We start from the raw sequence: 13,642 nt of genomic DNA, 5'->3' as shown, positions 1-13,642 counted from the left end.
TTAACTAATACACTTTTATTATACTACTTGTAAAAGTATAGTAATGGATCTACTTTTACAAAAAATAAAATTGACATGATAGGTAATACAGAAAAGAGTACGATGAAAGCTATCCGTTTTCATCAATATGGTGGGCCGGAAGTTTTAGTGGTTGAACAAATCAGTGCGCCAGAACCCGGCCCGGGGCAGATTAAAATTGCGGTTAAAGCGGCGGGTGTAAACCAACTTGACTTCAAGCTTCGGGCTGGCTATTTACATGAAATAATGCCAGTCACCTTTCCATCCGGCGTAGGGTTTAACGCATCGGGCATCGTAATTGCAATTGGCGAAAATGTGAACGGCGTTGCGATAGGAGATGCAGTTTTGGGCACCGGGCAAAATGCTATGGCCGAATACGCCATACTCAACGAATGGGTACACAAACCTGTTTCGCTTTCATTTGAAGAGGCTGCGGGTTACCCGGGGCCTGCCGAGACTGCTGTGCGCGTTTTAGAAGAGCTTGGCGTGAAGGATGGCGATACACTTTTAGTGAGCGGAGCAGCCGGAGGTGTTGGGTCTGCAGTGATCCAGGTTGCAAAAACTATGGGTATCCATACTATCGGTACTGCCAGTGAAATAAGGCATGATTACTTAAAAAGCTTGGGAACAGTACCTACAACATATGGCCCGGGTCTTCCGGAGCGTGTGACTGCGCTGGCACCAAATGGAGTGCAGGCGGCACTTGATATTGCCGTTTCTGGAATCCTTCCCGATCTTATAGAGATCACTGGAGACCCATCAAAAGTTTTAACGCTTGGAGACTTCTCAGCAGATAAATATGGTGCAAAATCATCATTTATACCCAGAAATTTAACTCAATCGCTTCAAAAGGTTGTTGAATTATATGAAGCAGGACTATTCACTTTACCTATAGCAAACATTTTTTCAATGGATCAGATTGCCCAGGCGCAAGAACTTAGCGCAGACGGTCATGCAAAAGGCCGGATAATTATCAGGATCGACGGGCATCAGCCAGGCACTCTTGCCTATTAACCAGAACTAAACGCAGAGGAACTTCGGCGGTCCCTAACCGATGGCGAAAAACAAGAAGCCACACACCTACGGGACTATGCTATCGGGAAATCCATCGAACTTTCAGCGTTACCTACGCATGATGAGGTATTAACTTTAATCAGGTGGCTGTTTCCTAAAAATACTTAGAGCAATGGTCACTCAAATACGGATAACTGACGAATTATCGAATGGCAGGCAAATTTGCAGCAGGACATTGATACAGATAATTGTTTCATCCAATACGATGACCACCAAAAGCCCCAATGGCAATCTGCCATTCCTATGCAACTTACTTGAAAGCGTAATTTATACTTGCAATAATTCTACAAAAAGCTTATCTTTATTTCATAAGATTTGCAATTAGTCTATAATTAAAAGTGGTGAGTGTTTCGGTGAGTAAGAAATTAAGCCATTATAAAATATTGAATATCAGTGCAGTATAAGGGGAGTACAAATCCCTCCGGCTCCACAAAAAAAGCCCTTAGATTTGTTTCTGAGGGCTTTTTTTATTGTGCCCGATGGTTTATTTCGGGTTCGGTTAGCTACAAACTGCTTAACGCTTCATTAATCAGGTAAAGTCCGTTTGCCGAATAGGGTAATTTGAGTGCAAGCCGATGCCCGTTCTCATCCATTTTCAATAATGATTTCCGAAGAATATTGATAATTTTCTCTGGTTCATGCTCATATTTTTTGCGAAATTCTTCATATTGTAATTGCAGGAACACCAGGCAAAGCGCATTCTCCATGGTCTGAACATCAGGATCAACCTTTATTCGTTGTTTCAGGATGATCTGCTTAGCACGATCTGATGTCTCATCGCCATAACCGGCTTCTTTCATTAAACGCCCGGCAATAGCAGCATGGTGCAGGGCAAGGTTTTTACGCCATTTAAGATAGGGATCACGCCCGTCCGGGTAATCTTCACGCGGGATTTCCCATCGACCGATATGCTGACTTCTGGATGCTAATAATAGTTCATCATTTGCATCGGGATCCAGTTTTAAAACCCACTCATATAATTTAACAGCAAAAAAATACTCCTGTGGCTCACTTACACCTTCCCATGTAAAACTACGGGGATCTTGCTTATTATAAGCATCAAAAAGCTCGAATGCCTTATTTAATCTACTCATTGGTTGAAAATAAGCTTTTTATTTATAAAGCCATCATAGTTTTTTCAATTAGCATAGGTTTACCTTGTGGGAAAGCCGGGCAAAATCATATCAACAAACTGCACAAAAAGTAGAGGAGTATGATGATAAAACGCTGACGTCTATTATTCAGGTAGTTGGTCTACTATTTTTCTACTTCATTTCCTGTTTGCTTAATATTGTTATCAGAAAATAATCAGGGATTTCATTTAAAATTTATATTATGCAACACACAACATTCAATCATGCGTTTATTAAGATGTTTACGCTGATTACACTATGCTTCACTGCATTTGGTTTCACAACAAAGTTCGGATTGGACAGTTACGAGATCTATCTTAATAGCAAGCTCATCCTAAAACAGGCGGTGAACCAACCATTGAGTTTAAGAGTACTACAACTGGATAAGGCAAACGACAATGACCAATTACGTATCACTTACAAACACTGCACTGTAAAGGGCGCTGGTACCAACAGGAGCATAGCCATAAAAGACGAGAAAGGGAATATATTGAAGAAATTTGAATTTGCTAATGCCACCGGTTCCGATTTAAATATGGTAATATCGGTAAAAGATCTGTTGCAGTTAGAAAGGAACAATGTTAATCATGAGCTCAGCCTTTATTATACTGCACGGGAACTCCCTAAAGGCGAAATGCTTGCATCTCTTCGTTTTAAATGATGAGATACTTTCGGGAGAAATGGCTATGCATTAGGTAGCATAATATACGGATCAGTTAGTACCTATTTGGTGAACGCTGGGTGAGTCGGGCAGATAACCAGGGTAATGATATTGAAAAACAGCCGGTTGTGCCAAAGTTTATGTTCACTCGGGCTTCACGAAAAAGCTCTTGGATTAGTTTCTGAGGGCTTTTTTATATAAAATATATGGGCATAGTTATCAGAGGTCACAACATTACGGTTTTTATATCATTTTTTAATTCGTTCAGTGTTACATTCCAGTAAAAAGCAAAATGTTTATATATGATTTCCGTCGTATTGCTAATAACTGTTTAATTTATTGTTTTCTTAAAAACAATAAATTAGTAAATAAGAAGATTTTATTAACTTAGGCTCAAAATTATAATAGTAGATTTGACCCTAAGCCATTACATATTTCAATACATGTTTTTTCTAAAAAAGTATCTTAAACCAAAACCTAAAAGGTCATTACAGGCTTTTTCATTAATGGAGGTTCTTGTGGTGCTCATCATCATCGGTATATTGGTATTGCTGGTTTTACCAAACCTGCTCCCTGTAATTACAAGGGCAAAAACCACCGAGGCCAAACTACAGCTTGAACATGTACAGATGCTGGAAAAGACCTATTTTTACGAACACTCAAAATATACCAACGACCTGAACGAACTGGGCTTTATCCAGGAGAAACTAACCACCGAAGGTAAAGACGCCCGGGCCAATTACCGGATAGAAATTTCCAGTGCCTCCAATTCGGGTTTTACTGCCAGGGCCACCGCAGTAGTTGATTTTAACCAAAACGGTACCTTTAACGTATGGGAAATGAACCAGGACAAGATCTTAAAAGAAGTTACCCCGGATTAAGGTGCTGCTGACTATACAGATTTTTCTTTTGCTGCTTTTATCCCTCATTTTAATTCAGGATATATTGTACCGGGCGGTACATTGGCTAGCGTTTCCTTTGTTGGCTGCAGGGTTATTGTATCTACATGTACCGGAACATCATGATTTTGCCATTGTGTTTCAGCAGGCTATAAATAATATATGTTTTCTTGTATTGGTGCTGGCGGTTTTAACGCTTTATTTTTATTTTAAAAAGGGTAGGTTTATCAATATAACCGATAGTTTGATAGGGTGGGGGGATGTTTTGTTCCAACTTGTTATTGCTGTTTACCTGTCGGTACTTAACTATATATTTTTTTATATAGCGAGTATGCCTGTTGTTTTATTAATGTGGATATTATGGCAATCTGTAACAAAAAATAAAAATAAATATATTCCGCTTGCCGGGTTTCAATCCTTATTATTTATTGTATTTTTAGCAGGCGACTGGTGGTATTTTCATGTAAATATTACCGATGATTACTGGCTGCTTCGTTACCTAATACCATGAACACAGACCTACAGATTGTTTTATTAACCGAACATATCCATATTCTTACCAAAGATATGGCCTGGCATTACCGTGTGCTTCCAAAGGGCAGTGCACATGGTCATGTTTGGTTATACTGTGATGATGATGTAGATACAGACGCCCTTGCCGCCGAGTTGGAAGTATTGCTGGGCATAGCGGTTTCGCTTGAGCCTATAGCTGCTGCCGATATTTCCCGGTTACTATCCAAGTATTATATAAAAGACACCACGATAAAGGGATCTGCCCAGGTTAGTGTACATCATGATGAGGATAACTTCCTGATGAACCTGATTGGGGAGGCCAAAAACCTGAAAAGCAGTGATATTCATATTGAGAGATATGAAAACAAGTGCCGCGTCAGGATCCGTATAGATGGCAATATGGTGGAACGCTACCTGCTGAAGGAAGATGACTATCCCGCGCTCATTAATAAGGTGAAGATCATGGGTAACCTGGATATAGCCGAAAAACGGCTCCCGCAGGATGGCAGGATCAATTTTAGTCACCAGGGGCACCAGTTTGATATCCGGGCCTCTGTTTTGCCCACTCTGTATGGCGAAAAGGTTGTGCTGAGGTTATTGAATAACGACGCTACCGATATCGATCTGAACAGCCTGGGGTTTTCTGCTTTCGACCTGGATAATTACCTGCAAGGAGCAAAAAGGCCTAACGGTATCCTGCTGATTAGCGGGCCCACAGGCTCCGGTAAAACCACAACCCTTTACGCCACCCTGAAGCTGCTGAATAAGGAAACCCGTAACATACTCACAATTGAGGATCCTGTTGAATATACATTGGAGGGGGTTAACCAGGTGCAGCTGAAAGAATCTATCGGGCTCACTTTTGCCGCGGCATTACGTACATTTCTGCGGCAGGATCCGGATGTGATCATGGTAGGAGAGATCCGTGATACCGAAACCGCCAATATGGCCATCAGGGCGGCGCTTACCGGTCACCTGGTATTATCAACCATACACACCAATTCTGCCTGGGGAACCGTTTCCAGGCTTATTGATATGGGCATTCCATCCTACATGGTGGCCAATACCTTAAACACAACTGTTGCACAGCGCCTTATCCGTTTATTATGTCCGCATTGCAAGCTCCGGAAGGATTTTGATGATTCCCTTTATCCCCGCCAGTTTAAGCCTTACCATGAGGTGTCCCAGCACTATACCCCCCGGGGCTGCGAAAAGTGTTACTATACCGGCTATAAGGGCAGAAAAGCGGTTTATGAAGTTATTCCGGTAGACCTTGACCTGGCAAGGGAAATAAAAAATGGTAACATGAATGTTCAGGGCCTTTTAGAAGAAAGAGGTATCCGTACCCTGGCAGAGAACGCCTTTAGTCTGTTTAGCGATGGATTAACATCCATTGATGAGATATATCCCCTTTTATTTAACTATTGATTTACTGCATGGTGAAAAAATTTACATATCTGCTTTGTTGCTTTTTTATTTTAACCGGATCATTAAAACTATATGCCCAACAGCAGGATAGGATAGAGATCATCAAACAACGACTGGATGACCTGGCCGGCAATGTTCCGGGCCTTAACCAAAAAGTTCAGCTGCTGGTTACCGGCGTTCCCATACACGAATACCTGAACGCCATAGCGCGGTCCAATAACCTGAGCATCAGCTCGGACCCTGGTATGAATTTTAGTATCTCAGATACTTTTACGGGTGTTACAGCCTCCAATATATTGGTGCTGCTGGCCCAAAAGTACAACCTGGATATTACCGTGATTGGGTCCATTATAAATATTACACCATATAAAGACCCTAACCAGTTTTTAAAGCCTCCTCCCAAGGAGATAGGGGTGAAGTATAATGCAGCTAATAACACGCTGTCGTTGTCATTAGCTAATGATAGCCTGCCGGCAGTAGCCAGGAAAATAACCCAGGTATCTGGTAAAAACATTGTGGTACCGGGTTCATTGCAAAACAAAATGGTTACCGCTTACATTGCGGATGCTCCGTTTGATGCTGCCCTGGGCAAATTGGCTTATGCCAATGAGATAAAAATGGTGCACACTGCTGACGACTTTTACCTTTTTCAACCTTTGGATGAAAATGAGGAAGTATATATAAATGGGGATAAAAATACTGCGGTACGCAAAACGTTTCGCAATGCCGGTCAGCAGGGAGTAGGTGCGGCTACCGGTTTATTTGTCAGGGTAGTTAACGGGCAGAAACTGATCTCTGCAGATGCGGTCAATTCGCCCATCATCGACCTGGTTAAACAGGCATCGCAGGAAACGGGTAAAAATTATTCTATTTATTCGGATATTAAAGGCACCATCACGCTTCACGTAAATGATGTGAGCTATGATGCCCTTTTAAGCCTGTTATTTAAAAGTACCGAGTACACCTTTCATGCTGATAACGGTATCTATGTTATTGGCGACCGTAAATTGGAAGGCTTACGTACTTTTAGGGCAATTCACCTGCAAAACCGTGCCATTGATACCATTTTAACCATGATCCCCAGCGACTGGAAAAGAGGTATCGAGATCAAAGAGTTTCGTGAGCAAAATACCCTGTTGCTTTCGGGTTCAGGTGCGCAGATTGATGAAGTGGAAGGATTTATCAAACAACTGGATGTATTGGTGCCTGTAGTAATGATAGAAGTGACCATGATAGATGTGCACAAAAGCAGGACTGTTTCTACAGGAATCTCCGCCGGCGTTTCGGATAGCGTAAAAACAGGAGGGACGGTATTGCCCGGTCTGGATTATACCTTTGGAACCCGGGGAGTAAACGATTTCCTGAACAGTGTAGGTAAAATGACCTCGCTCAACCTCGGTCATGTGGTCCCCAATTTTTATGTCAGGTTACAGGCTTTGGAAGCCAATAACAATATAGATGTACGCTCCGTTCCGAAGCTAACCGCTCTGAACGGTCATTCGGCCACTTTAAGTATTGGTAGCAAGCGCTATTATAAAAATACCACGCAAAACGTGATCCCCTCTATTCAAAGCGCGCAATCCATATTTACCAATGTTTACCAGGAGGTTAATGCCGATCTGTCAATCGCGATCAAACCCGTGGTCTCAGGCGATGACCAGGTTACTTTGGGAATCAGGGTAAATATATCCGATTTTACATCCATCCCAACTGATGGTTCACCACCGCCACAGGCGATCAGTAAATTTGAGACCAGTTTGCGGGTGCATAACGAGGATACAATAGTATTAGGTGGCCTGGAACGGACAGAAAGCGACGACAGCGGTTCGGGAATCCCCTTGCTGTCAAGAATTCCTATTTTAAAATGGATCTTCAGCAGCCGCTCCAAAACCAATTCAAAGGTGGTTACCGTGTTGTTTATCAAGTCCACTATTATCCGCTAAGCAAATGGATCTGTTAGCGCAATATTATAGCATCAGTCAGGCGGCCGGCGTCGCAGTAAATATCCAGAAGGATGGTTCCTGTGAGATCAGTTGTTGCCAGGTTATTACAGACCATAAGCAGCTCACCATCGAAAAAAAGGTTGTTGAGCTGGATGCTATAGATGTGCTTCCACGGCACCTTGATATCAAAATTCCAATCGCGTTAAATTTATCGGGGAAGGGGATCCTGTTTAAACAGCTTACCGCGATACCTGAAGATAACCAGCATGATATCTCCAGGATATTACCCGATTTGAATAGCAATGATTTTTACCTGCAACAGTTTATTTCCGGCGATCAGGTGTTTGTGGCAATGATCAGGCGAACAGTTGCAGACCATTGGATCAATATTTTGCAGCAGCAGGGGTTTACGGTACTGATGCTGAGCCTTGGGCCTTTCCCGGGGGCGCATATTTTAAACCAGCTCAATATTTATGAAAACGAGGTGGTATTTAACGGCAATAAGATCAGCCGCGATGAAGCCATGAACTGGACGGGTTTATCCCTCGATCCATCATTCACCGCTCCGTTTACCTTAAAGCTTGATTCGGAAGTTATCGATCAAAAACTGGTACTGCCTTACGCCACTGCTTTTCAATTGGTTTTGGCTGCCAAACTCGAGCTGATTAGGGCAAATGTAGAATCGCTCGAGGCGCGGTTTCAGCAAACTATCGATGCCAAAAAGTTCAAAGTAAAGGGTGCCCTGGTGCTTGGCGTTTTCTTTGTTCTTTTACTCATTAATTTTGTGTTTTTTTCCTGGCTAAATTCCGCAAACATACAGTTGAACGAAAAGGTAAGTCTCTCGGCGAACAGCAGCAGCGATATGCAGGCTTTAACAGATAAAATTAAGGAAAAGGAAACATTGCTTAATGATTTGGGATGGGATGGCGGTGTCAACAAAGCCATGTTGGTAGACCAGCTTGCAGCACTGCTTCCGGGCGAGATCACTATGAAGGAGATAGCCATTAACCCGGTAGACGACCTGGGCAACCGCAACCGGCAGGAATTAAAGTTTATAGATCACCGGATCAGGATGGCTGGAAGTTCTGCGCGGATAATTGAGGTAAATGAATGGATAGCCCGGATAAAAACGAAAAAATGGGTTAAAAACGTTCAGTTAGAAAACTATAACTATAATAATGAGTTGAGTACCGGGAAATTTAACATTATAGTAGATTATTGATATGCTTAAAAACCTGCCGATAAAAAAGAATTATATATTGATAGCCGGTATTGTGCTGTTTTTAATGATCAGCTACCAGCTTTCGTTCAGGAAAACGGTTGAAGCCTGGCTATTGCACACGCAATTAACCGGGCAGGCTGCGAAAGCCAATAACCTTGATTACCAACCCGGGTACCTGGAGCGAAAAAGCACCAACCTGGATAACATCCTTAACCTTTATAAAGCCGATACCAGTTTACTGCGCAGCAATATTATAAGCACCATAACGCTTGTGGCCGAAAAGCAAAACGTTAAACTGATAGAAGTACCAACCCAGGATGCTTTTTACCATACCGATAAATTTATCATCCAAAAATTAAACTTTGAGGGCGACTTTTTTAATTTGAATAAGTTTTTAAATCAGTTACATTCTTTAGACCAAATAGGGATCATCCGCTCTGTTGATTTTAAACTAATAACCCCAGGATCGGGCGCCGAAAATGAAAAGAAACTCACCATGCAGATTTACCTGGAATTGTCGACTGGTAAGGGGTGATAGGGGCGATTTTAATTATTACTTTTTAAACTCTTAAAAATTAATTAATAACATAACTGAATTAATTATTGATTTATTTTAATATATTATTATTAAAAATTCAATTAATTAATGAATATTAAAATGTCTTTTTTATAAGTATTATTAAAATTGTATTTTGCCGGTGCTTAAAAATAACCTTATCGCAATTTATGAAACGAATAATATTTATCACTGCTGTATCCATTTCCTGCCTTACAATCTTACTTTCCGCCGCCGTTCCCGACCTCTCGGGCAAATGGACCGGACAACTATTAACCGCCGACAGCACGGTCTATCCGTTGACCTATAACTTTACCCTGCTTGGTGATTCTGTTGCCGGTACGGCCGCGAGTCCGCTGGGTGAATTCCCAATTGACCAGGGCAAACTGGATACCGCCGGGCTCCATTTTAAAGTGACTGTGAACGGGCTGGATATCCCGCACAACGGCATTGTGTATACCGATTCCATTGGCATGGATATCAGTTTGAACGGTTCAATGGTGCACTGCACACTTACAAGGTAATATTCCACCTGAAATTCTGACGGTACAAATGGAGTAACCAACTTTAGTGTAAGAGCTAAGCTAAAGTTTTCTATATATATTTCTGAACCTTTATCGTAATTATAAATATTATAAATGAAACAACAAATTTTAACGTGGCAACGTATTTTTCGGTATTGTTTTTTTTGTTTTGTGCTTTTACAAGCCCGTTTTTCACAGGCTCAAGGTCAAACACCTGGCAATTTAAGTGGTTTTACAAAAATCACGGAAGTTTTACCTCCATCTCCCAATTCAAGTTCCTTAGGGAAGTATGGCGGATTGGACGTCGGCCTTGCCTCGGGAATGGCTAACATCAATGTGTCTTTATATGAATATAAAGCAAATCATTTAAACCTCCCAATATCGATAAACTACAGCAGCAATGGGTTTAAGGTTGATGAAATCGCCTCAAGGGTAGGTATGTCATGGGCGTTAAACGCGGGGGGAGCGATCACCAGGACCGTCATGGGGGCGGCCGACGAGAACTCAACAAGAGTTTTGCCCCCTGCTGATTTTCCGCAAAGGACGCAAAATCTCATCGACTTTGTAGAGGCTGTAAATGATGCAGATTATAATGATGCGCAGCCGGATGTGTTCTCTTTTAATTTCAACGGATATTCGGGCCAATTTATTTTAGACAACGGCATGAATCCCGTTTTGTTAAATCATGCCGCGATGAAGATCGAGAAGAACTTCAACGGAACCGACTGGAACTTCAAGATAACGACCTCCGACGGAGTACAGTACTTTTTCGGGGGCGCGTCAGCCACGGAAACAACAAACAAGTACCAGTCCAATTGTGGCAAAAGCTATCCTTCCTTTGCCGCCACAGCCTGGTACCTGACCAAGATCATACACACCGACAACGACATAATCAGCTTATCCTATTTGCCTGTCGGGTACAATTTCCAAACGGGGGTAAACGAGATAATGTACAGCTCGCTGGTTGGCCAGAACGTCCAGTCAGGGCTTTCAAACCAGCCGCCCAATTTGACGAACAGCAGCTGCATGTCATGGCTTCAGACCAATACGGTCATCCTGGATCAGATTTCTTCCAGCGCCGGAGGAAAGGTCACGATGATCTATGTGAACAGGCCCGATAACGGGGACAAGCTGCTTAGCCGGATCGAGATTTACCGCCCTGGCCAAAGCGGCCTGTTCCGCTTCATCAATTTCTCCTACCAGAACGTGCATTCCACCGCCTTTAATAACTCGTACAGCGTGCAGGATACAAGCCTGTGCAACCGCCCCTTTTTGCTCAAGGTCACAGAAGGGAACCCGCAGACCTCCGACGTAAAGGTGCACAGCTTCGCGTATAACGGCCTGGACCAGCTTCCGGCAAGGCTAAGCTATGCGCAAGACGCCTACGGCTATTTTAACGGGCATACTAATTCCACGCTTATTCCCCCTCCTTCCTATGACAGCTGGAAGCCCTATTTCAACAGCGCGACAGCTGACCGCGGCTATTATCCCGACTACAGCGCCAAGGGGCTGTTGTCGAAAGTTTCCTATCCTACAGGTGGCTCCGATACGCTGGTCTATGAGCCTAATACCACTTACCAGGCTTATCAGCCTCCAACGCCAAACGACAACGTCTACCTAACCGGGATTGGAATAGAAGACCGTGTTCCAAATACGCAAACTTCCAGTAGCTTTAATATTCCCCAGCCGGTCACCGGTTCTCTTACAGCAAGCTGCGATTATAACCCCTCTTCCGGTTATGCTCTTGATGCACTCCACAATAAATGCGTCATCAGCGTCTTTGACCTGACGGCCAACGCCTCCGTATTCTCTCAAACTTTGCAGGTAGGGCAATCCATTTCCTCCGTTGAGATATCGCTGAAGGGGGGACATGCGTACCAAATGTCGATAACGCCCTATGGCGCGGCGGCAAAAGCGTATGCAAGCCTTACTTATCCCGACAGCAACATTCCGCCGGTACAGTACTTGAACGGCGTTGTGGCCGGACTACGGATAGGCAAAATCATTACAAAATCGAGCGCCACTGACGGCAACCCACACCTAAAAGAATACTACTATTACAACTCTTCGAACCCTTCCCAATCCTCGGGAAGCGTAGTATTCGCTCCGCACTTTGAAAAGAATTTTCCGGTATTTCAGCGAAGCGAGTCAAATAGCGGGGCGGATCCGGGATTTGCTGTTTGCGCTCAGGCCGAATACGATTATTTTGCCATGTACTCCAACTCGCAGACTAACTTATATTATTATCCCACGCCGGTATATTATTCGTCCGTCATCGAGTCGGATGGCGCAAGTTTTGCAAATGGCGGAACGGAGCATCATTTTCAACTCGCGCCCGACATCCCCGGCCAGTCTATCATTGGAGATCCGATAACCAGCGCTCCTCTAACCAGTTATAGCTGGAAGAATGGCAAGGAAATATATTCCTGCCAGTTTAAGATGAACGGAACAGCCTCAATCCCCTTAAAGAAAGTATTTACGCATTACAGAGAAGACAGCAGGATAAGCAGCGAGTTTGTGTCCTATATGGTAAATAAAAAGTATTCCCCGACGTGCACGTCCACGCCCACTCCCTATCCCGATCAGTACGCGGCATATGACATTGCCACATATTCACACTTCCGCAAGTGGATGTACGTAGATACGGTGAGAACCTGGACTTATAATTCAGCGGGAACGAGTTATTTAGAGGACATTAATACGAGCGAATATGGAAATGTAAGCCATGCCCTGCTCACAACCTCAACCACGACCACGAGCGACGGCAACTTGAATGTTACAACGATGGCCTATCCCCAGGATGTTGCACTGACTGGACCCGAAGAAACGGCCAGGCAGGCCCTGATCAGCCAGTATAATATTTCTCCGGTACTCAGCCAGCATGCTACCAGGGGGGCTTCCGAGGTTTCCACAACAAAGATCAACTACATGGTGTATCCTAGCGGGCTTGTTCTTCCGCATATTTACAATGTCAAGCAAGGTACAAACGCAGCGGAGGATCGCGTGATATTTAATGGCTATAATAGCTATGGACAGCTATTATCTCAATCTGTTATAAGTGGTCCGCAAACAAGCTACATATGGGATTACCGTTCCATATATCCGATAGCCGAGGTAAAAAATGCGGACACCCTATCTATTGCTTATACCAGTTTTGAGGCAGACGGAAATGGCAACTGGACAATAGGATCGGCCCAGCGGGACAGTGTGACAGCTGCAATTACGGGGTACAAGTCATATAACCTTTCTGGCGGCGCAATAAGTAAATCGGGCTTAACGGCTGCTACCACCTACATTGTTTCTTACTGGACAAAAAGTGCCACCCCGCTTACCATTGCGGGAACAATCAGCGGCTACCCGGTTAACGGGCTAATTACCAAAGGTTGGTATTACCACGAGCACCGGGTTACCGGGGTAACAAGCCTAACATTATCCGGTACGGGAAATATTGACGAGTTAAGGCTGTACCCGTTGAATTCGCAAATGGTTACCTATACTTATACGCCTTTGGTGGGTGTGACAAGTTCGGCAGATGGCAGGAGCATGCCAACCTATTACGAATACGACGGGTTTCAAAGATTGCAGAACATCAAGGATCAGGACGGCAACATCCTGAAGAGCTATGATTACCATTACCGCCCGTAATAACCCAACCGCCAAACTTTATCACG

The 13,642-nt window shown here is 43.5% G+C and carries 11 protein-coding genes; 10 read left to right on the top strand and 1 reads right to left on the bottom strand.

Going from position 1 to position 13,642, the window contains the following annotated elements; genetic code table 11:
- Positions 1–75 precede the first annotated feature (75 nt).
- Positions 76–1,032, top strand: a complete 957-nt coding sequence (locus AC1DO4_RS22680) for an NADP-dependent oxidoreductase (RefSeq protein ID WP_477419848.1) — start codon at positions 76–78, stop codon at positions 1,030–1,032.
- A gap of 563 nt (positions 1,033–1,595) precedes the next feature.
- On the opposite strand, the gene AC1DO4_RS22675 is transcribed toward AC1DO4_RS22680, so the two are convergent.
- Complete coding sequence (locus tag AC1DO4_RS22675) at positions 1,596–2,186, bottom strand: DUF4202 domain-containing protein (RefSeq protein WP_477419847.1); 591 nt, start codon at positions 2,184–2,186, stop codon at positions 1,596–1,598.
- A 241-nt stretch (positions 2,187–2,427) separates the two neighbouring features.
- Between AC1DO4_RS22675 and AC1DO4_RS22670 the strand changes: the two genes are divergently transcribed.
- The 9 genes from AC1DO4_RS22670 (at position 2,428) to AC1DO4_RS22630 (ending at position 13,616) form a co-directional block, all read left to right on the top strand.
- The gene (locus AC1DO4_RS22670; protein WP_477419846.1) at positions 2,428–2,886 is read left to right on the top strand and encodes a hypothetical protein; all 459 of its coding nucleotides are present in this window, start codon (positions 2,428–2,430) and stop codon (positions 2,884–2,886) included.
- 443 nt (positions 2,887–3,329) lie between these two features.
- Complete coding sequence (locus AC1DO4_RS22665) at positions 3,330–3,767, top strand: type IV pilin protein (RefSeq protein WP_477401858.1); 438 nt, start codon at positions 3,330–3,332, stop codon at positions 3,765–3,767.
- A 115-nt stretch (positions 3,768–3,882) separates the two neighbouring features.
- On the top strand, positions 3,883–4,296 hold the full coding sequence (locus tag AC1DO4_RS22660) for a hypothetical protein (protein ID WP_477419845.1): 414 nt from the start codon (positions 3,883–3,885) through the stop codon (positions 4,294–4,296).
- Positions 4,293–5,726, top strand: a complete 1,434-nt coding sequence (locus AC1DO4_RS22655) for a GspE/PulE family protein (protein WP_477419844.1) — start codon at positions 4,293–4,295, stop codon at positions 5,724–5,726. The genes AC1DO4_RS22660 and AC1DO4_RS22655 overlap by 4 nt, the downstream gene beginning before the upstream one ends.
- An 8-nt stretch (positions 5,727–5,734) precedes the next feature.
- Entirely contained in the window at positions 5,735–7,669 is a 1,935-nt protein-coding gene (locus AC1DO4_RS22650; RefSeq protein ID WP_477419843.1) for a type II secretion system protein GspD, read from the top strand.
- Between the two features lie 4 nt (positions 7,670–7,673).
- The gene (locus AC1DO4_RS22645) at positions 7,674–8,891 is read left to right on the top strand and encodes a hypothetical protein (RefSeq protein WP_477419842.1); all 1,218 of its coding nucleotides are present in this window, start codon (positions 7,674–7,676) and stop codon (positions 8,889–8,891) included.
- Between the two features lies 1 nt (position 8,892).
- Positions 8,893–9,426, top strand: a complete 534-nt coding sequence (locus tag AC1DO4_RS22640) for a hypothetical protein (RefSeq protein ID WP_477419841.1) — start codon at positions 8,893–8,895, stop codon at positions 9,424–9,426.
- 191 nt (positions 9,427–9,617) lie between these two features.
- Entirely contained in the window at positions 9,618–9,971 is a 354-nt protein-coding gene (locus tag AC1DO4_RS22635; RefSeq protein WP_477419840.1) for a hypothetical protein, read from the top strand.
- 1,095 nt (positions 9,972–11,066) lie between these two features.
- Positions 11,067–13,616, top strand: coding sequence for a hypothetical protein (locus AC1DO4_RS22630; protein ID WP_477419839.1), 2,550 nt, complete (start codon positions 11,067–11,069; stop codon positions 13,614–13,616).
- Positions 13,617–13,642: the final 26 nt, after the last annotated feature.

It is taken from the genome of Mucilaginibacter sp. P5_A6, assembly GCF_056400585.1.
This window is presented reverse-complemented; position numbering and strand designations above follow the sequence as displayed.

What these genes read in the sequence shown, in the direction of transcription:
- AC1DO4_RS22680 (WP_477419848.1), top strand. Translation starts at nt 76, where the DNA reads ATGATAGGTAATACAGAAAAGAGTACGATGAAAGCTATCCGTTTTCAT.
- AC1DO4_RS22675 (WP_477419847.1), bottom strand. Translation starts at nt 2,186, where the DNA reads ATGAGTAGATTAAATAAGGCATTCGAGCTTTTTGATGCTTATAATAAG.
- AC1DO4_RS22670 (WP_477419846.1), top strand. Translation starts at nt 2,428, where the DNA reads ATGCAACACACAACATTCAATCATGCGTTTATTAAGATGTTTACGCTG.
- AC1DO4_RS22665 (WP_477401858.1), top strand. Translation starts at nt 3,330, where the DNA reads ATGTTTTTTCTAAAAAAGTATCTTAAACCAAAACCTAAAAGGTCATTA.
- AC1DO4_RS22655 (WP_477419844.1), top strand. Translation starts at nt 4,293, where the DNA reads ATGAACACAGACCTACAGATTGTTTTATTAACCGAACATATCCATATT.
- AC1DO4_RS22650 (WP_477419843.1), top strand. Translation starts at nt 5,735, where the DNA reads ATGGTGAAAAAATTTACATATCTGCTTTGTTGCTTTTTTATTTTAACC.
- AC1DO4_RS22645 (WP_477419842.1), top strand. Translation starts at nt 7,674, where the DNA reads ATGGATCTGTTAGCGCAATATTATAGCATCAGTCAGGCGGCCGGCGTC.
- AC1DO4_RS22640 (WP_477419841.1), top strand. Translation starts at nt 8,893, where the DNA reads ATGCTTAAAAACCTGCCGATAAAAAAGAATTATATATTGATAGCCGGT.
- AC1DO4_RS22635 (WP_477419840.1), top strand. Translation starts at nt 9,618, where the DNA reads ATGAAACGAATAATATTTATCACTGCTGTATCCATTTCCTGCCTTACA.
- AC1DO4_RS22630 (WP_477419839.1), top strand. Translation starts at nt 11,067, where the DNA reads ATGATCTATGTGAACAGGCCCGATAACGGGGACAAGCTGCTTAGCCGG.